Source organism: Nonomuraea sp. JJY05 (assembly GCF_043496855.1).
In the GTDB taxonomy this organism is placed as follows: Bacteria; Actinomycetota; Actinomycetes; order Streptosporangiales; family Streptosporangiaceae; genus Nonomuraea.
Genome location: NZ_JBIEIS010000038.1, coordinates 1 through 18,373, shown reverse-complemented (window position 1 = coordinate 18,373; position 18,373 = coordinate 1). Strand labels below are relative to the sequence as shown.

The 18,373-nt window shown below is 73.1% G+C and carries 18 protein-coding genes; 10 read left to right on the top strand and 8 right to left on the bottom strand.

Going from position 1 to position 18,373, the window contains the following annotated elements:
* The first annotated feature begins 37 nt into the window (after positions 1–37).
* The 3 genes from gcvP (at position 38) to ACFKCF_RS43860 (ending at position 4,079) form a co-directional block, all read left to right on the top strand.
* Positions 38–2,863 carry an aminomethyl-transferring glycine dehydrogenase gene (gene gcvP / locus ACFKCF_RS43870; protein WP_394501296.1) on the top strand — a complete coding sequence of 942 codons (2,826 nt, stop codon included), beginning with the start codon at positions 38–40 and terminating at the stop codon, positions 2,861–2,863.
* A gap of 88 nt (positions 2,864–2,951) precedes the next feature.
* Positions 2,952–3,158 carry a hypothetical protein gene (locus ACFKCF_RS43865; RefSeq protein WP_394501295.1) on the top strand — a complete coding sequence of 69 codons (207 nt, stop codon included), beginning with the start codon at positions 2,952–2,954 and terminating at the stop codon, positions 3,156–3,158.
* Between the two features lie 123 nt (positions 3,159–3,281).
* Entirely contained in the window at positions 3,282–4,079 is a 798-nt protein-coding gene (locus tag ACFKCF_RS43860; protein ID WP_394501294.1) for a tetratricopeptide repeat protein, read from the top strand.
* A gap of 149 nt (positions 4,080–4,228) precedes the next feature.
* Here the strand turns inward: ACFKCF_RS43860 and ACFKCF_RS43855 are convergent, their stop codons facing one another.
* Positions 4,229–4,579, bottom strand: coding sequence for a hypothetical protein (locus ACFKCF_RS43855; protein WP_394501293.1), 351 nt, complete (start codon positions 4,577–4,579; stop codon positions 4,229–4,231).
* 82 nt (positions 4,580–4,661) lie between these two features.
* Here ACFKCF_RS43855 and ACFKCF_RS43850 point away from each other — a divergent pair, with 82 nt between their 5' ends.
* Entirely contained in the window at positions 4,662–5,252 is a 591-nt protein-coding gene (locus tag ACFKCF_RS43850; RefSeq protein WP_394501292.1) for an alpha/beta family hydrolase, read from the top strand.
* Position 5,253: 1 nt separating this feature from the next.
* Here the strand turns inward: ACFKCF_RS43850 and ACFKCF_RS43845 are convergent, their stop codons facing one another.
* Entirely contained in the window at positions 5,254–5,445 is a 192-nt protein-coding gene (locus ACFKCF_RS43845; protein WP_185074362.1) for a DUF5999 family protein, read from the bottom strand.
* 200 nt (positions 5,446–5,645) lie between these two features.
* Positions 5,646–6,206, bottom strand: coding sequence for a TetR/AcrR family transcriptional regulator C-terminal domain-containing protein (locus ACFKCF_RS43840; protein WP_394501291.1), 561 nt, complete (start codon positions 6,204–6,206; stop codon positions 5,646–5,648).
* 114 nt (positions 6,207–6,320) lie between these two features.
* On the opposite strand from ACFKCF_RS43840, the gene ACFKCF_RS43835 reads away from it, so the two are divergent.
* On the top strand, positions 6,321–6,719 hold the full coding sequence (locus tag ACFKCF_RS43835; protein WP_394501290.1) for a hypothetical protein: 399 nt from the start codon (positions 6,321–6,323) through the stop codon (positions 6,717–6,719).
* Positions 6,720–6,818: 99 nt separating this feature from the next.
* Here ACFKCF_RS43835 and ACFKCF_RS43830 read toward each other — a convergent pair whose 3' ends face one another.
* The 3 genes from ACFKCF_RS43830 to ACFKCF_RS43820 form a co-directional block, all read right to left on the bottom strand.
* On the bottom strand, positions 6,819–8,180 hold the full coding sequence (locus tag ACFKCF_RS43830; protein WP_394501289.1) for an RNA polymerase sigma factor: 1,362 nt from the start codon (positions 8,178–8,180) through the stop codon (positions 6,819–6,821).
* A gap of 168 nt (positions 8,181–8,348) precedes the next feature.
* Positions 8,349–8,663: a hypothetical protein gene (locus ACFKCF_RS43825; protein ID WP_394501288.1), complete on the bottom strand. Its 315-nt coding sequence runs from the start codon at positions 8,661–8,663 to the stop codon at positions 8,349–8,351.
* A gap of 44 nt (positions 8,664–8,707) precedes the next feature.
* Positions 8,708–9,853: an AMP-binding protein gene (locus ACFKCF_RS43820; RefSeq protein ID WP_394501287.1), complete on the bottom strand. Its 1,146-nt coding sequence runs from the start codon at positions 9,851–9,853 to the stop codon at positions 8,708–8,710.
* Between the two features lie 81 nt (positions 9,854–9,934).
* On the opposite strand from ACFKCF_RS43820, the gene ACFKCF_RS43815 reads away from it, so the two are divergent.
* Both ACFKCF_RS43815 and menD read left to right on the top strand, forming a co-directional pair.
* Positions 9,935–10,828: an o-succinylbenzoate synthase gene (locus ACFKCF_RS43815; protein WP_394501403.1), complete on the top strand. Its 894-nt coding sequence runs from the start codon at positions 9,935–9,937 to the stop codon at positions 10,826–10,828.
* Positions 10,825–12,486, top strand: coding sequence for a 2-succinyl-5-enolpyruvyl-6-hydroxy-3-cyclohexene-1-carboxylic-acid synthase (gene menD, locus ACFKCF_RS43810; protein WP_394501286.1), 1,662 nt, complete (start codon positions 10,825–10,827; stop codon positions 12,484–12,486). Before ACFKCF_RS43815 ends, menD begins: the two co-directional genes overlap by 4 nt.
* On the opposite strand, the gene ACFKCF_RS43805 is transcribed toward menD, so the two are convergent.
* Positions 12,483–13,376 carry a 5'-3' exonuclease H3TH domain-containing protein gene (locus ACFKCF_RS43805; RefSeq protein ID WP_394501402.1) on the bottom strand — a complete coding sequence of 298 codons (894 nt, stop codon included), beginning with the start codon at positions 13,374–13,376 and terminating at the stop codon, positions 12,483–12,485. The two genes, menD and ACFKCF_RS43805, sit on opposite strands and share 4 nt — an antisense overlap.
* Positions 13,376–14,647: a PP2C family protein-serine/threonine phosphatase gene (locus ACFKCF_RS43800; protein WP_394501285.1), complete on the bottom strand. Its 1,272-nt coding sequence runs from the start codon at positions 14,645–14,647 to the stop codon at positions 13,376–13,378. Before ACFKCF_RS43800 ends, ACFKCF_RS43805 begins: the two co-directional genes overlap by 1 nt.
* A gap of 133 nt (positions 14,648–14,780) precedes the next feature.
* Here ACFKCF_RS43800 and ACFKCF_RS43795 point away from each other — a divergent pair, with 133 nt between their 5' ends.
* From ACFKCF_RS43795 to ACFKCF_RS43785, 3 genes are all read left to right on the top strand, one after another.
* Positions 14,781–15,890 carry a M24 family metallopeptidase gene (locus ACFKCF_RS43795; RefSeq protein WP_394501284.1) on the top strand — a complete coding sequence of 370 codons (1,110 nt, stop codon included), beginning with the start codon at positions 14,781–14,783 and terminating at the stop codon, positions 15,888–15,890.
* A gap of 3 nt (positions 15,891–15,893) precedes the next feature.
* A complete protein-coding gene (locus ACFKCF_RS43790) occupies positions 15,894–16,655 on the top strand; it encodes a protein phosphatase 2C domain-containing protein (RefSeq protein WP_394501283.1) in 762 nt (253 codons plus the stop codon).
* A 59-nt stretch (positions 16,656–16,714) separates the two neighbouring features.
* A partial coding sequence (locus tag ACFKCF_RS43785) for an AAA family ATPase (protein ID WP_394501282.1) occupies positions 16,715–18,373 on the top strand: 1,659 nt, incomplete at its 3' end.

Genomic DNA, 18,373 nt, shown 5'->3' with positions numbered 1-18,373 from the left:
ACGGCGCCGGTCTCCATAGCCTCGGGAGGCACTGTCCATGACCGACCTGTCAGCTCCGCCCTTCTCGTCCAGGCACATCGGCCCCTCCGCGGCCGAGCAGCAGCGCATGCTCGAGGCCGTGGGCTTCGAGTCCGTGGCGGATCTGGTGGCCGTGGCCGTCCCCGAGGCCATCAGGGCCAAGGACCGGCTCCAGCTGCCCGCCGCCGTCGGCGAGGCCGAGGCCATCGCCGAACTGCGCGCCCTGGCCGGGCGCAACCGCGTGCTCACCTCCATGATCGGCCTGGGCTACCACGACACGATCACCCCCGCCGTCATCCGGCGCAACCTGCTGGAGAACCCGGGCTGGTACACCGCCTACACCCCGTACCAGCCGGAGATCTCGCAGGGCCGCCTCGAGGCGCTGCTGAACTTCCAGACCGTCGTCTCCGACCTGACGGGCCTGCCCGTCGCGGGCGCCTCCCTCCTCGACGAGGCCACGGCCGCCGCCGAGGCGATGACCCTGGCCCGCCGCTCGGGCAAGTCCAAGAGCAGCGTGTTCGTGGTGGACGCCGACGCGCTGCCGCAGACCAAGGCCGTGCTCGCCACCAGGGCCGAGCCCCTGGGCATCACGCTGGTGGAGCACTCCCTCGACGGCGAGCTGCCCGAGTGTTTCGGCGTGCTCGTCCAGTACCCGGGCGCGTCCGGCCGGCTGCGTGACTTCCGCGCCGTGGCCGCCGCCGCGCACGAGGCGGGCGCGCTCGTCGTGGCCGCCGCCGACCTGCTGGCCCTCACCCTCGTGGCCGCGCCCGGCGAGCTGGGCGCCGACATCGCGATCGGCTCCTCACAGCGGTTCGGGGTGCCGTTCGGGTTCGGCGGGCCGCACGCCGCCTACATGTCCGTGCGCGAGGGCCTGCAGCGCCAGCTTCCCGGCCGCCTGGTGGGCGTGTCGGTGGACGCCGACGGCGACCCCGCGTACCGGCTGGCCCTGCAGACCCGCGAGCAGCACATCCGCCGCGAGAAGGCCACCAGCAACATCTGCACCGCGCAGGTCCTGCTCGCCGTCATCGCCGGCATGTACGCCGTCTACCACGGCCCCGAGGGGCTGCGCCGGATCGCCCACCGGGCGCACCGGCACGCCGTGGCCCTGGCCGGCGGGCTGCGCGAGGCGGGCCTGGAGGTCGTGCACCGCGACTTCTTCGACACCGTGCTCGTACGCGTGCCCGGCCGGGCCGCCGAGGTGGTCGCCGCCGCCGTCGAGCAGGGCGTGAACCTCTGGCGGGTCGACGACGACCACGTGTCGATCTCCTGCGACGAGAAGACCGGCGCCGCCGAGGTCGCCAAGGTGTGGGCCGCCTTCGGCGTCGACCGCTCCGACGTGACCCTCGAGGCCGACGCGCTGCCCGCCGCGCTGGCGCGCGAGTCCGGCTACCTGTCCCACCCGGTCTTCCACAGCCACCGCTCCGAGACCGCCATGCTGCGCTACCTGCGCAAGCTGCAGGACAAGGACATCGCGCTCGACCGCTCCATGATCCCGCTCGGCTCCTGCACCATGAAGCTGAACGCGACCACCGAGATGGAGCCGATCACCTGGCCCGAGTTCGCCGCGATCCACCCGTACGCGCCGGACGACCAGGTCGAGGGCTATCGCGAGCTGATCGGCACGCTGGAGGGCTGGCTGGCCGAGGTGACCGGCTACGACCGCGTCTCCATCCAGCCGAACGCCGGCTCGCAGGGCGAGTTCGCCGGGCTGCTGGCCATCCGCGCCTACCACCGCGCGGGCGGTCACGGCGAGCGCGACGTCTGCCTCATCCCGTCCTCCGCCCACGGCACCAACGCCGCCAGCGCGGTCATGGCGGGCATGCGGGTCGTGGTCGTGGCCTGCGACTCCGACGGCAACGTGGACCTGGCCGACCTCGACGCCAAGATCGCCAAGCACCGTGACGCGCTGGCCGCGATCATGGTGACGTACCCCTCCACGCACGGCGTGTACGAGGAGACGATCACCGAGGTGTGCGCCAAGGTGCACGAGGCCGGCGGCCAGGTCTACGTGGACGGGGCCAACCTCAACGCGCTGGTCGGGCTGGCCAGGCCGGGCGAGTTCGGGGCCGACGTGTCCCACCTCAACCTGCACAAGACGTTCTGCATCCCGCACGGCGGCGGCGGCCCGGGCGTCGGCCCCGTCGCGGTCCGCGGCCACCTGGCGGCCTTCCTGCCCGGCCACCCGCTGCACAACGGCACGCCGGTGGGTCCCGTCTCGGCGGCCCCGTACGGCTCGGCCGGGATCCTGCCGATCTCGTGGGCGTACATCCGGATGATGGGCTCCGAGGGGCTCACGGCGGCCACCGAGCAGGCCATCCTGTCGGCCAACTACCTGGCCAGGCGGCTCGCCCCGTACTACCCCGTGCTCTACACGGGGCGCGGCGGGCTGGTGGCCCACGAGTGCATCGTCGACCTGCGGCAGATCACCAAGGAGACCGGGGTCACCGTGGACGACGTGGCCAAGCGGCTCATCGACTACGGCTTCCACGCGCCGACCATGTCGTTCCCCGTGGCGGGGACGCTGATGATCGAGCCGACCGAGAGCGAGGACCTCGGGGAGCTCGACCGGTTCGTGGACGCGCTGATCGCCATCCGCGGCGAGATCGACAAGGTGGCGTCGGGGGCCTACGACCCGGCGGACAACCCGCTGCGGAACGCGCCCCACACGGCCGAGTCGGTCAGCGCCGACGAGTGGACCCACCCGTACACGCGCAGCGAGGCCGCCTATCCGCTGCCGTCGCTGCGTGACGGGAAGTACTGGGTGCCGGTGCGCCGGATCGACCAGGCCTACGGCGACCGGAACCTGGTGTGCTCCTGCCCGCCGCTGGAGGCGTACGAGGACTAGGAGCCCGGCGGCGTCCATTGCGGACGCGGCCCCACCACCGCGCCCGCGCTCTCCGCGCGGGCGTCCGCCGTTCTCCTTCAACGGCGGGATGAGCGACTTCGGCCTCCACCGGCGCACGGTCCGTTCGCTCGGGGCGGCGCTGTTCTCGCACGAGGTGGTGTTGGCGTTGACCATGGGGTCGTGGGCGTCCAGCGGGGCGGTGCTGGTCGGCTTACAGCCGGCCTCCGGCGTGTCGGCCGCGGGCCGCTGGTGGTGGGGCAGGCGGTGGTCCGGGCGGCGTTCGGGCCGGTCATGATCAGGACTGTACGCCTGTCGCCGCGCCGGGGTCCGAAGCCGGTCATTCCTTCCGCGTCAACTGAGCAGACATGATCGCCAGAAATCGTTAGGCTCGGTGCGACCGTCGCCAGAAGGAGCTCTCTTGACGTCCTCAGAGCTGGAGACCCCGCACCTCGACGCTGCCCGCCGCCTGGCCGAACGCGGTGATCTCGACGGCGCCGCCGCCATACTCGCCGAACTGGTCGCCGACCCCCACGGCCGGGACCGGGCCCAGGCCGCGGTGGGGCTCGCTGTGGTGCTGGAGGAGCGTGGCGACGTGGAGGCCGCCCGGGCCGCCGCCAGGACCGCGCTGGCCACCGGACACCCCGAGTACGCCGCCCAGGCCGCCTGCCACCTGGCGCAGGGGTTCGAACGGGAGGGGCGCGCCGAACAGGCCAGGGCCGCCTGGCAGGCCGTCCTGGGGGTGGGCACGGCCGCGTACGTGCCGCTGGCCCACCTCGCGCTGGCCCGGCTGGCGACGGCCGCCGACGACCTGGACGAGGCCGAGCAGGAGCTGCGGGCCGCCATGGAGGGGGGCGACCCGGGCGTGGGCGCGCGGGCGGCCCAGGAGCTGGCCTACCTGATGCTGGAGCACGGCGAACCGGGGGCGGCGGCCGACGTGCTCCTGGACGCGCTGGAGGACGCCCCCGCGGATGAGGTGCCGGGGCTGCGGGTCCAGCTCGGGATCGCGCATCTGGAGCTGGCCTGCGCGGAGTTCGCGGAGACGGTCGAGTACGGGGCGGACCCGCAGACCAGCGCCCTGGCCATCGAGCTCCTTGCCCGGACGCTGCCGCTGCGGGGGCGCGTCGACGACGCGGGGCGGGTGTGGTCGTACGGGCTGGAGCACGAGAACGAGACCCTCGCCGCCGAGGTCCGCCTCCGCTACCACCGCGACGCCTGACACCACCCGTCCGATGCGCGCCGGGTCCCCAGGCGCCTGACGCCCGCTCGCTTGACGCGTCCTTGGCGATGCCTGAGGAGCGAGACGGGCAGCAGCGGAATGGGCGGGGGCGCTCCCGTGGGCCTCCGCCACCTATCCGCCGCCCGGGGTCAGCCGCGGCGCATGATGGCCGCCGCCGAGGCCACGTTGATGACCACGATCGCGATCCACGTGATCGTCAGCCCCACCAGCCCCGCGTTGCCGGCCGCGATGGCCGTCAAGGGGATGCCGATGCCCATCGAGCCCAGCGCGATCGGGATCATCGCCGCTCCCGGAGTGCTCTTCTGCCGGTGCGGCGTTGTGCCGTGGTGGTCGAGCTCGGCCCGTACGCGGGCGGAGATCGTGGCGTCGAGCCGCTCCACGAACGATTCGACGAGCGCGGCTTCGTACTCGGGACCGAGGTCCCGGCGGGCGTCCAGGGTGGCCTGGAGATCATCCCGGATGGGGCGCTTATCTGGCATGACAGCAATCATCCACCGCCGACGCCACGCCGTCATCCGACCTGAGGGCTAAGGTGCCATCCTCCCCAGGTACGGTGCTGGCATGGAGGTCATGACCCCGCGAGGGCCCGCGTTCGTCCAGGTGGACGAGGTGGCGGACCCGCGGCTGCTGCTGGTGCTCACCCACGGTTCGGCCGGGGGCGTGGACGCTCCCGACCTGCTCGCCGTACGGGACGCCGCGCTCAAGGCCGGGGCCGTCGTGGCCAGGGTGACGCAGGCCTTCAGGGCGGCGGGGGCGCGGGCGCCGGGGTCGGCGGTCAAACAGGACGAGGCGTGGGAGATCGTCCTCAAGGAGGTGCGCGCGCTCTGGCCGGGGCTGCCGCTGGTGCAGGGAGGGCGGAGCAACGGGGCGCGGGTCGCCTGCCGTACGGCCGGGGCGGTCGGCGCGGCGGCCGTGGTGGCGCTGGCCTTTCCGCTGCACCCGCCCGGGAAGCCGGAACGCTCCAGGGCTGACGAGCTACGCGGCGCCGGAGTGGACGTGCTGGTGGTCAACGGGGACCGGGATCCGTTCGGCGTGCCGGACGCCGCTGACGCGGCACGCCTGGTGGTGCTGCCGGGGGAGGGACACGACCTCAAGAAGGACCCCGCCCGAGTGGGCGAGGTCGTGGCGGAGTGGATGGTCCACTACGCCTAGCTCACGCCGCGCCGACCACGGGTCGGTGTGGTGCGATGGCGGCTCCGCTGGGCAGCAGCTCCCCGGTGTCCTCGAACAGGACGACACCGTTGCAGAGCAGGCTCCACCCCTGCTCGGGGTGGCAGGCGAGAGTGCGTGCCTTCTCGCGGTCGGGCGCCTCGGCATCCGGACAGGCCGGGTCGTGCGGGCACATCGGCGTGCCTCCGATATCTCGTGGGATGCTCCCGTTTGGAGGGTCGGGAGCCGGCTCGGGTAATTGTTCTGGCAAGTGTGCGACGGATGTCACACTCCCGGACATAGTCCATGAGGACTGTTACAGAAGGGATCCCCGTTCGTGTGACCTTCGACACAGCGTGCCGTATGCAGGATAACGGGCCAAGCGCGACACGCGCACTACGTTTGCAATCCCTTGAGCAGAGCGTCGAGTCCGCGCTCGAAATCGATATCTGCTCTTTCGTCCCGTCTGACCCATTCGTCAACTTCAGGATCGGCCCAGCCCGACTGCTGCACCTCGACGGCCACGCTCCCGAAGACGAAGGCCCTCAGCGCGCGTACGGCCTCCGGCGCGTCGGACAGGCCGCCGTCGGCGAGCTGTTCCGTCTGCTCGCTGATGGCGAGGGCCGTGGCGCCCTTGGGGGGCTTGGTCAGGGCCAGCGCGAGCACGCCCGGATGCTCGCGCAGCAGCTCCCGCCCCGCCCGGCACCAGGCCTTGGCCGTCTCCTGCCAGGTGGCCGCCTGCTCGACGCGGACCGCGGTGACGTGCTCGGCCAGGGCGTCCATCAGCGCCTCCTTGCCCCTGGGCAGGTGGTGGTAGATGGCCATGGCCTCCACCTGCAGGGCGTCGCCCAGCCGGCGCATGGTGAGCCGGCGCAGGCCCTGGCTGTCGGCGATGTGGAGGGCGGCCTCGATGATGCGCTCGCGGGAGAGCGGTACGGGCGGTCTCTTGGCGGGCATGGAGATCATCTTACTTCGTAAAGCCGCTCGCGCCGGGTCGATTTCCCGCTGTGTCGCACGACAGCGTAACCTTGGCGGTTGAACGAGTGCAGGCTGCGTGAAAGGGCAGGGTCGATGGCGTTTTTCCGTCCGCGGGTGAGCCGGGAGGCCGAGGTTCGCTACCACGCGGACCAGGAGATCTCCAAGAGCTTCCCCGAGTTGCTCGACAAGGCCCGCGAGGCCGAGGAGACGCTGCGTGAGCTGCGGGCCGCGGCGGCGGACGAGATCGAGCTGATGGCAGCCGGCCGCGCCTTCGACAGGGCGCTGACCGACGCCCTGCGCGCCGCGGAGGCGGGGCAGCGGGCCACGTTCGGGGTGAAGGCCTACGACGACCGGATCGCGCGCCGCAAGGCCAAGGCGACGCCCACGGGGTCGATGTGGACGGCCGAGGTCGACCGGCTGCGCACGCTGCGCGAGGACAACCGCATGTGGGGGATCCCGCGCGTGCCGCGCCCGGTGCCCGCGACCCTCTGACATCCCGCAAGTCCACTCTCGCGAACCCGGTCCCGCGAGTTCCAAGGGCATGAAGAAGCCCCGGCACAGCCTCCCTCGTTGTGCCGGGGCTTCGGGTTTTCAGCTCGCCCAGTCCAGCAGCGGGCGGGTGTTGCTGGGGTGGCGCAGCTTGGACAGCGACTCCTTCTCCAGCTGGCGGATCCGCTCCCGGGTCAGCCCCAGGTGCTTGCCGATCTCGTCCAGCGTGTGCGGCTTGCCGTCCACCAGGCCGAAGCGGAGCGCCATGATCTTCGACTCCCGGGGGGAGAGGTTGTCGAGCACGCCGCGCAGCTGGTCGCCCAGCAGCTGACGGTCGACGATCTCCGAAGCCTCGGGCGAGTCCACGTCCTCGATGAGGTCGCCGATCGTGGTCTCCCCGTCCTCGCCGATCGTGGCGTTGAGCGAGATCGGCTGGCGGCTGGTGCGCAGCAGCTCCTCGATCTGGTCGGGCGTCTTGTCCAGCTCGACGGCCAGCTCCTCGGGCGTGGGCTCGCGCCCCAGGCGCTGGTGCATGTCACGCTCGACGCGCGACAGCTTGGACAGCATCTCCAGAACGTGCACGGGCAGCCGGATCGTACGGGCCGAGTCGGCGAAACCGCGCTGGATGGCCTGCCTGATCCACCACATGGCGTACGTGGAGAACTTGAACCCCTTGGTGTAGTCGAACTTCTCCACGGCCCTGATCAGCCCCAGGTTGCCCTCCTGGACCACGTCCAGCAGCGACATGCCGCGGTCGGTGTACTTCTTGGCGACCGACACCACGAGCCGGAGGTTGGCCTCGAGCATGTGGTCCTTGGCCCGCTTGCCGTCCTCGATCACCAGGTGGAGGTCCTCCTGGGCGGACAGGGGCAGGTCGGGCTCGGTCTCCAGCTTGTACTCGGCGTACAGGCCCGCCTCGATCCGCCGGGCCAGCTCGACCTCCTGCGCAGCCGTGAGCAGCGTGCGGCGGCCGATGGACTTGAGGTAGGTGTGCACGGAGTCGCCCATGGCCGACTGGGTGTCGTCCAGGTCGATCTGCTCGTTCTCGATCTCGGCGTCCTCGGCGCTGAGCTCGAGGTCCTCCGGCACGTCCTCCTCGTGCTCCGGCTTGGCCTCGGGCCGGGTCACGGCCCTGGCGGCGGCCTCTGTGGCGTTCTTGGCCGTGCCGTTTCTCGGCGGGGCGGTTTTTGCCTCCGACGCCTTGCGGCCGGTAGTCTTTGCACGCGCGGGCTTCCTGGAGGTCTTCTTCGGGGCGGTCTTGCTGAGAGACGGCTCGTTCTCGGCGGCCAGGCTCACACCGCTCTCCGAGAGCTCGCGCAGGATCGTGCGGCCTTCAGAGGGGCTGATGCCGGCCTCCGCGAAAGCGTCACGCAGTTCCGCGAGAGAAAGGTGACCCTGGGCTCGCCCTCGTTCAATGAGTTGGTCGAGAGTCGCAGATGGGGTCGCTACGGCGGTTCTGGGCATGAGGACACCTCCTCCGTACGGAGTCGAAGCGATCAGGCAGGTTGTGGTGGGGCGGCTTCTGTTCGCACGGCGCACCAGTATCAATAACGCCAATCGCTGTCATTTGTTCCCGGTGGGACGAAAAAGGGGCGGATCGCCCCAGTAGACGAACCGCCCCTCCCTTAGGTCCTATTCCCGGATCTTGATCTCCCCGGGCGACACCTCGGGCATGGGCATCGGCTGAGCGTCCTGCAGGCGCTGGTCCGTCCAGTAGTCGATGACCGCGTCGGGGTCCGGGTTGACATCGCGGGAGACCACGATGCCATCGTCGCTGGTCGTGGGCGTCGGCGACGATGTCGGCGGTACCTTCTCCACCACGGCTCGGGTCTCCTTGGCGACCTGGTCGAGCTTGCCCGCCGAGGCGGCCGCCGCGACTGAGGCGCCTCCGACGACGATGACGCCGACGACTGCCGCGGATGCCCACATCTTGCGGGTCTGATCCATGAAGGCTCCCTCCCTCTCCCCAACTAAGACGCAGCCGCAACTCATCAGGTTCCTGCCCGGAGCCGGACGAAGTCGGTCTTTCCGTTCGGCAGCAGCGGAAGCTGGGACACCAGGCGCAGGCTGCGCGGGGCGGCGTGAGGGGGAAGCCTATCGCGGCAGAACGCCCTCAATTGAGGAAGCGTGAGTGGCGTGTCGGGATTGGCGGGCACCACGATGGCCGTGACCAGTTCGCCCCACTCCGCGTCGGGCGTGCCGATGACGGCCACGTCGGCCACCTCCGGATGGGTGCCGAGCACCGCGGCCACGGCGCCGGCCACCACCTTCTCGCCGCCGGTGTTGATCACGTCGTCGGCCCGGCCGAGCACGCGCAGCCGGCCGCCGGTCAGTTCGCCCAGGTCGGAGGTGCGGAACCAGTCGCCGTCGAAGGGGTCGGAGTCGCCGAAGCGATAGCCGGAGAACAGCACGGCGCCGGCGATCCTGATCAGCCCGTCATCGCCGATCTTGACATCCACGTTGGGAAGGGGCCGGCCGTCGTAGACGCAGCCGCCGCACGTCTCGCTCATCCCGTACGTCGTCACCACCCGGGCGCCGAGGTCCCGGGCCTGCTCCAGCAGCCCCGGCCGGGGCGCGGCGCCGCCGAGCAGGATCGTGCGGAACCCCGACAGGTCCGCGCCCAGCTCGACCAGCCGGTGCAGCTGGGTGGGGACGAGGGAGACGTGGTCGGCCCCCGAGGCGAGCACCTCGTGCGGGTCGAACCGGGCGTGGATGATCGGCTCGCTCTCCGACAGCAGGGCGCGTACCAGGACCTGGAGGCCGGCGATGTGGGCGACGGGCAGGCAGCACAGCCAGCGCTCGCCCTTGGCGGCCGCCACGTGGCGCAGGGAGGCGGCGGCGGAGGCGCGCAGGGCGGTGGCCGAGAGCAGCACGCCCTTGGGGGCGCCGGTGCTGCCGCTGGTGGCGATCACCACCGCCACGTCGGAGGGGACGCCCTCGCCGTCTCTCCGGAGCGCGCCGTCGACGTGCGTGGGGCGCAGCGCGGCCAGGGCGGCCTCGGACTGGCCCGGGGCCAGGGGGAGCACGGCCGGGCCCGCGCCGCTCAGCGCGTCCCGGATCGCCGCGTACAAGGCGGGTCCCGGAGGCTGCACAATGGCATGCAGCGGACGGTCCGGATGCGACGGGTTCCTCCACATGCTCGTAAGGTTAGTGGCGACAGGTCGGACAGAGGCGCAGGGAGGGTCGTGACGCGTTCTCCCGTGGTCTTCCGCATCCCCATGCGCACGCGGTTCCGTGGGCAGACCGTCAGGGAAGGCGTGCTGCTGCACGGTCCCGCCGGCTGGGGGGAGTTCTCCCCGTTCCCGGAGTACGGCCCGCGCGAGTGTGCCCGCTGGCTGGCGTGCGCCCGCGAGGCGGCCTTCGAGGGATGGCCGGAGCCGGTGCGCGACAGCGTCCCCGTCAACGCGACCGTGCCCGCCGTGGGGGCCGAGCAGGCCCATGACATCGTCCGGCGCTCGGGCTGCGGCACGGCCAAGGTCAAGGTGGCCGAGCGGGGCCAGACCTTCGACGACGACGTGGCCAGGGTGGAGGCCGTACGCGACGCGCTCGGGCCGGGCGGCCGGCTGCGGGTCGACGCCAACGGCGCGTGGGACGTGGACGAGGCGGTGCGGCGGCTGAAGCGGCTCGACCGGTTCGACCTGGAATACGCGGAGCAGCCGTGCGCCACGCTGGAGGAGCTGGCGGCGGTGCGGCGCGCCTGCGACGTGCCGATCGCGGCCGACGAGTCCATCCGCAGGGCGGAGGATCCGCTGCGGGTGCGGGCGGCGGAGGCGGCCGACATCGCGGTGGTCAAGGTACAGCCGCTCGGCGGGGTGCGCGAGGCGCTCAAGGTGGTGGAGGCGTGCGGGCTGCCCGCCGTGGTCTCCAGCGCCGTGGAGACATCCGTGGGCCTGGCAGCGGGGCTGGCGCTGGCGGCGGCGCTGCCGGCGTTGCCGTACGCGTGCGGGCTGGGCACGATGGCGTTGCTGGCGGGCGACGTGGTGGACGACTCCCTGGTGCCGGTGGAGGGCTCTCTGGCAGTACGGCGTCCTTCGGTGGATTTTCAGCATTTGTCGGCTTTTGAGATTGAATCTTCCCAGTGGCTTCGCCGGATGCAGGAGGCGTCACTTTGAACCCCGCTACCGCACTGGCCACGGTCCTGGTCGACGAGCTGGTGCGCTGCGGCCTCACCGACGTGGTGCTGGCCCCCGGCTCGCGCTCGGCCCCGCTGGCGCTGGCGCTGCACGCAGAGTCGCGGGTGCGCCTGCACGTGCGCATCGACGAGCGGTCGGCGTCGTACCTGGCGCTGGGGCTGGCCAAGCGCGGCGAGCGGCCGGTGGCGCTGATCTGCTCCTCCGGCACGGCCGTGGCGAACTTCCACCCCGCGGTGATCGAGGCGAGCGAGTCGGGCGTGCCGCTGCTGGTGCTGACCGCCGACCGGCCGCCCGAGCTGCGCGGCACGGGCGCCAACCAGACGATCGACCAGATCAAGCTGTTCGGCTCGGCGACCCGCTGGTTCGCCGAGGTGGGGGTGCCGGAGGACCGTCCCGGGCAGGTGGCCTACTGGCGCTCGCTGGCCTGCCGCGCCTACCAGCGCGCCTCAGGCCCGTCCGACCCGGGGCCCGTGCACCTCAACCTGGCCTTCCGGGAGCCGCTGATCCCCGACGGCGACACCTCCTGGTCCGAGCCGCTCGACGGCGGCGGCAACGGCCCGTGGGTGCGGGCCAGGGTCGCGCCCCCGCCCGTCGCCCTGCACATCGCGCCGACCAGGCGCGGCGTGCTGGTGATCGGCGACGGCGCGGCCAACGTGCGCCGCTACGTGGCCGCGGCGGGCATGGCGGGCTGGCCGGTGCTGTCGGAGCCCAACGGCGGCGGCCGCTACGGCGACCACTCGATCTCCACCTACCACTACCTGCTGGGCACGCCGGAGTTCGCGGACACCCACCGGCCCGACGTGATCGTGACGCTGGGGCGGCCGGGGCTGTCCAGGCCGCTGCTGTCGTGGCTGAAGCGGGCCGGGGAGCACATCGTGGTGGCCCCCGACCTGGGCCGCTGGCCCGACCCGACCCGCTCGGCCACGCAGGTGGCGCAGGCCGTGGAGATCCCGGTGGCGGCCGGCGACGACTCGTGGCTGCACGCCTGGCGGCAGGCGGACGCGGTGGTCAGGTCGGCCACGGACGCGGTGCTGGACGCGTCGGGCACGAGCGAGCCGCGCCTGGCCAGGGACCTGGTGGACGCCCTGCCCAACGGCGCGCTGCTGTTCTGCGGCTCCTCGATGCCGATCCGCGACCTGGACCAGGCGATGCGGCCGCGGCGCGGCATCAGGCTGATGGCCAGCCGGGGCGCCTCCGGCATCGACGGCGTGGTGTCCGCGGCGATGGGCGCGGCGCTGGCCCACAACGGCCCCTCCTACGCGCTGATCGGCGACCTGTCGTTCCTGCACGACCAGAACGGGCTGATCCTCGGGCCCCGCGAGCCCCGTCCCGACCTGTGCTTCGTGGTCGTCAACAACGACGGCGGCGGGATCTTCTCGCTGCTGCCCCAGGCGGCGGTGCGCGACCCGTTCGAGCGGGTGTTCGGCACGCCGCACGGGGTGGAGCTCGCATACGTGGCGGCGGCCACGCGGACGCCGTACACGCTGGTGGAGGACATCTCCGACCTGCCCAAGGCGCTGCGCGGCGAGGGGCCGCGCGTGGTCGAGGTGCGCACCGACCGCGAGGAGAACGTCCTCGTGCACGCCCGCCTGCGCGAGGCCGCGCAGGAGGCCGTCCGTTCCTACCTGGAGGGTTAGCGGCTCAGCACGTCGAGCAGGCGATTGAGCGGGCCGTCGAGGCCGTGGCGGTCGGCGAGGGCCACGAGGGCCTCGGGGTCGCGCGGCTTGGCCGGCAGGGTGAGGTCGGTGCCGGGCAGCGGCGCGTCGGAGGCCACCTTGACGACGGCGGGGGCGGCGCTCAGGTAGTCGCGGGCTGCGCCCAGCTTGGTGCGGGCGCCCGCGGGGAAGCCGTCGGTGACGCCCGTGTCGAGCGCCTGGAGCAGCGCCTCCAGCGAGCCGAATCGGGTGATGAGGGCGGCGGCGGTCTTCTCGCCGACGCCGGCCACGCCGGGCAGGCCGTCGCTGGGGTCGCCGCGCAGGGTCGCGAAGTCGGCGTAGGCGCGCCCGGGGATGCCGTACTTGGCGGTGACGAACGCCTCGTCCACGATCTGCAGGTTGCGGATGCCGCGGGCGGTGTAGAGGACGCGTACGGGGCGGGCGTCGTCGACGAGCTGGAACAGGTCGCGGTCGCCGGTCACGATGTCGACCGCGCCCGGGGCCCCGTGGGTGAGGGTGCCGATGACGTCGTCGGCCTCGTAGCCGGGCGACTCCAGGCGGGCGATGCCGAGCGCGTCGAGCACGTCCTGGATGACGGCGATCTGCGGGACGAGCGCCTCGGGGACCTCCTCGGTGTTGCCGTGGGCGACGCGGTGCGCCTTGTACGTCGGGATCGCCTGGACGCGGAAGGCGGGCCGCCAGTCGGCGTCCATCGTGGCCGCGAGCTCGGTGGGGGAGTGCTGGCGGACAAGGGTTGCGATCATGTCGATGAGCCCGCGCACGGCGTTGACCGGTGAGCCGTCCGGGCCCTTGATCGACTCCGGCACGCCGAAGAAGGCGCGGAAGTAGAGCGACGGGGTGTCGAGAAGCATCAGCACGCGTCTATGGTCGCACCCTTGACGAGCGGTTCCGCGCTCTGTGCCGGTATGGAGACCGCCAGCAGGCAGGCGTCGTCCTCGGGGTTGGGGCCGCCGATGTCGGCCAGGAGGTGGTCGAGCCCGGCGTCCAGGTCGCGGGCGGGCACGTCGCGGGCGGCGGCCAGGACCAGGTCGAGGCCGACGTCGATGTCGCGGGTGCGCCGCTCGACCAGCCCGTCGGTGAACAGCAGCAGCAGGTCCCCGGGCAGCAGCCGGGTGGTGGCCAGCTCGTACGGGCGGCCCGAGGCGGCGCCGAGCAGCACGCCGCGGGGCTGGTCGAGCTGCCTGGCGACGCCGTCGCGCACGAGGATGGGCGCCAGGTTGCCCGCCTGGCCCCAGGCGAACACCCGGGTCTCCGGGTCCAGATGGCCGATGATCGCGGTGGCGGTGGTCTCCTTGAGCTGGTGCAGGACGAGGTCGTTCAGCCAGGTGAGCAACCGGTGGGCGGGCTGGCCCGTCATGGCGAGACCGACGAGGGCGTGGCGGAGCTGGGCCATGTGGGCGATGGCGGGCAGGCCGTGGCCGGAGACGTCGCCGATGGCCAGCAGCAGCCGGCCGTCGGGCGCGGGCGCGGCCTCGAACCAGTCGCCACCGAGGCTCGCGGTCTTCTCGGCGGGCACGTACCGGACCGCGATGGTGGTGTGGGGCAGGTCGAGGCATCCGGGGTGCTCGGGGAGGATGGCCTCGCGCAGGGCGAGCATGACGTGGAGTTCCTCGGCGGCCTGCTCGCGGGCCTCGAGGAGCTGGCGGCGCGACTCCGACATCAGGCGCTCGGCGCGGCGGCGGCCGGTGATGTCCTGGATGACGCCGTGCAGGCCGATGGGCCCGCCGGGGGCCATGAGGGGTTCGAGGACGACGCGCAGGTCGCGCAGCTCGCCGCGGCGGCGGATGCGGAACTCCGCCTGGACCGGCTCGACGCTCTCCACGGCCGACCACAGGAGCCGGTCGAGGGTGCCCATGTCCGCCTGCTCGACGTGCTTGGCCAGGTCGGGCAGGGCGATCGGGCCGTCGGCCGGGTCGCGGCCGAAGATCAGGTAGACCTGGTCGGACCAGATCGTCTCGCCGCTGTGCATGTGCCATTCCGCCCAGCCCATGTTGCCGAGCCGCTGGGCGTGCGCCAGCCGTACGGCGAGCATCTCGGCGTCGTTCTCGTGGCCGGGGTGGTCAGTGTGGCCTTTGTTGCTGTTGTGACCGAGCGGCTCGGCCGCACCTGCGACGTCGACCATGGTCCCACTTTCAAAGATGGACAATTGGCCCCACAGTACGTGACCAATCTTGAACGGAGTGTAGCGGTGGCTTGCCGTGTTGTGAGAGCTTTTCGCGGATTTTAGGCGGCGCGCTCCGAGTAGATTATGGGCTGTGACGTCCTCAGATCTGTATCCCGTGTCCCGTCTCACCGCCGTCCAGGAGGCCACCGCCAAGGCCGGTCTCGACGCCCTTTTGCTGACGCCCGGCCCCGACTTGCGCTACGTGAGCGGATACGAGGCCAAGCCGCTGGAGCGGCTGACGTGTCTCGTGGTGCCCGCCTCCGGCGAACCGTACATGATGGTGCCCCGGCTGGAGCTGCCCGCGGCGCAGGCGTCGCCCGCCTCGCGGCTGGGGCTGGAGTTCGTGGCGTGGGACGAGACCGACGACCCGTACGCCATCGCGGCGGCGCGGCTCGGGCAGGTCGAGAAGGTGGGCCTGGCCGACCGGATGTGGGCCATGTCGTCGCTGCGCTTCCGCGAGGTATTGCCGGACGCGGAGCAGGTGCTGGCCGGGACCGTGCTGCGGGAGCTGCGCATGCGCAAGTCGGCCGCGGAGGTGGCGGCGCTGCGCGAGGCTGGGGAGGCGATCGACGCGGTGCACCGGCGGGTGCCGGAGTTCCTGCGCGCCGGACGCACCGAGCGCGAGGTGGGCCGGGACATCGCCGAGGCGATCCTGGCGACCGGCCACGCGACGGTCGACTTCGTCATCGTCGCCTCCGGGCCCAACGGGGCCAGTCCCCACCACGACGTCTCCGACCGGGTGATCCAGGCCGGGGAGCCGGTCGTGGTGGACATCGGCGGGCAGCTGCACAACGGCTACTGCTCCGACTCGACGCGCACGTACAGCGTCGGGGAGCCGCCCGCGGAGTTCGCCGCCTACTACGAGGTGCTGCGGCGGGCGCAGGACGCGGCCTGCGCGGCGGTGCGGCCGGGCGTCTCGTGCGAGTCGATCGACGCGGCCGCCCGCGACATCATCGCCGAGGCGGGCTACGGCGAGTACTTCATCCACCGCACCGGCCACGGCATCGGGATCGAGACGCACGAGGAGCCGTACATCGTCTCCGGGAACGGCGAGCCGATGGAGCCCGGCTTCGCGTTCTCCGTGGAGCCCGGCATCTACCTGCCCGGCCGCCACGGGGCGCGGATCGAGGACATCGTGGTCTGCACCGACACGGGCGCCGAGCGGCTCAACAACACCCCGCGCGACCTCGTCATCGTGTAGGTCGTGTTCGCGGAGGTCGCCTGCGCCAGCAGGCCCGGGTCCGGGCGGCCCAACGAGGACCTGGTGATCGCGGGACCGTCGTGGATCGTCGTGCTCGACGGGGCGACGGCCGCGCCCGGGGTCGCCGGCGGGTGCGCGCACGACGTGGCGTGGCTGGTGGGGCGGCTGGGGGACGCGCTGGCGACCGGGCTGAACACCGATCCCGGCCCGCCGCTGGCGCAGATCCTGGAGGCGGCCATCGAGACGACGATGGCCGCCCACTCCGGCACCTGCGACCTGGACGATCCCGACTCGCCGTCCTCGACGGTGGCCATGGTGCGGACCGGCCCGAACGGGGTCGAATATCTCGTGCTGGGCGACACGTCCGTCGTCTTCTCCATGGCGGGCGGCGGCGTCCGGGTGGTGAGCGACGACCGGGTCGAGCGCCTGCCGGGCGGGCGGCCGTACACGGTGGAGCTGGTACGGCGGATGCGCAACGCGCCCGGCGGGTTCTGGGTGGCGGGCAGCCGCCCGGAGGCGGCCCGGCAGGGGCTGTGCGGCGTCGTGGCGGACGCGCGTGGCGTCGGCGCGCTCACCGACGGGGTGTCGCGGCTCGTCGACTGGTACGGGTGGAGCTGGCGCGACCTCGTGGCGGCGCTGGACGGGCAGGGGCCCGAGGCGGTGATCGCGGCGGTCAGGGAGCTGGAGAGGCGCCGGGGGCCGGTGTACGGGAAACGGCACGACGACGCCACCGCCGCCTGGACCCGGGTCGGCGCCTGGCACTGAGGTGTATCAGAGGCCGCCGGCCGCCCTCTGGGAAGGCGAGGGCGGCGGAGGGAGTGCGCATGTTCGTCGGCAGGACAGCGGAGCTCGCCCTGCTGGGCGCGCAACTGCGCGCGGCGGACGGGGGGTCCGCCAGGAGGGTGGTCGTCGAGGGGCCCGAGGGGATCGGCAAGACGGCGCTCATCCACCGGCTCGTCGCTCCCGGGGGCGCGCCTGTGCTGTCGGCCAGCGGCGAGGAGAGTGAACGGGAGCTCGAACTCGGCGTCGTGCGCCAGCTCCTGGACGAGGCGGCGCGTCTGGGGGCGCCCGTGACGTCGGGGCAGGACCCGTGCGCCGCCGGGCAGGCGGTCTGCGAGGCGATCGACGCGCTCCAGGCGCAGGGTCCCCTGGTGGTGCTGATCGACGACGCGCAGTGGGCGGACGGCCCCTCGTTACGGGCCCTGTCCTACGTGTTGCGGCGGACGCGGGCCGGGCGCGTGCTCGTGCTGCTGGCCTGCCGCGACGTCGCCGGGCCGTGGCTGCCGGAGGGGCTGCGGCGGCTCCTGACCGGCGACGACACGCTGCGCGTCACGCTCGACGGCCTGACCGCCGCCGACCTGGCCGAGCTGGCGGGCCTGGCCGATCCGGCATCTGGCGGGGACGGCGCCGCGACAGGCACCGCGACGGGAACCGGGACGGTGCTCGGCCGGGCCGCCGCGCGGCTGCGCGAGCACACGCTGGGCAACCCGCTGCACGCCCGTGAGCTCCTGGCCGCCCTCCCCGTCCACGTCCTGGCCGACCCCGGCACGCGGCTGCCCGCCCCGGGCACGTACCTGCGCTCCTTCGCCCGCCGCCTGCACGCCTGCGCCCCCGCCGCCCGCGGGCTCGTCGCCGCCTGCGCGGTCCTCGGCGAGAGCAGCCCGCTGCACGTGGCGGCAGCCGTCGCCGGGGCCGCCTCCGGGGCCGCTGCGAGGGCGGCGGCCGGGGCCGTCGCGGGCGGCGTGGAGGAGCCGCTGGACGCGCTGGAGGAGGCCGTCGGCGCCGGGCTGCTGCGCGAGCTGCCCGGCCGCCTGATCGGCTTCACCGAGCCGCTGGCGCGGGCGGCCGCCTACGACGGGCTCGGGGCCGGTGCCCGGGCGCGGCTGCACCTGGCCGCCGCCCGCCTGGCCGAGGAGGCCGGTACGGCCCTGCGCCACCGGGCGGCGGAGGCCGGCGGGCCCGACGAGGCGCTGGCCGAGGAGCTGGCCGGATTCGCCGCCAAGGCCGCCCAGCACGGGCGGTGGCAGGAGGCCGCCGCCCACCTCGACCTGGCCGCCGGGCTCACCGAGTCGGCCGCCCGCCGCGACGAGCTGTCCACGGCCGTCCTGGAACACGTCCTCGTCGGGGGCGACGTGGTCCGCGCCGCCGAGCTCGCCGCCGCCCGCAACGCCGATCCCCGCCCGGTGCGCCGGTACGTGCTGGGCCGGCTCGCGCTGGCCTCGGGGCGCTTCGAGGAGGCGGCCGAGCTGCTGGCCGAGGCGTGGCGGCACCGGGAGCCCGGGTTCGCCGCCGACGTGGCCGAGCAGCTCGCCTGGCTGCACCTGGTCAACGGAGACCGGGAGGCGGCGGCGAGCTGGGCGGGCCTGGCGATCGAACAGCCCGTCGCGGGCTCGGTCGCCAGACCGTACGACGTGCTGGCGCTGGGAGGGTCGCCCGGCGTCGGCGCGCCGCCCGACGGCCTCACGGCGGCGCCCGGCGTCGGC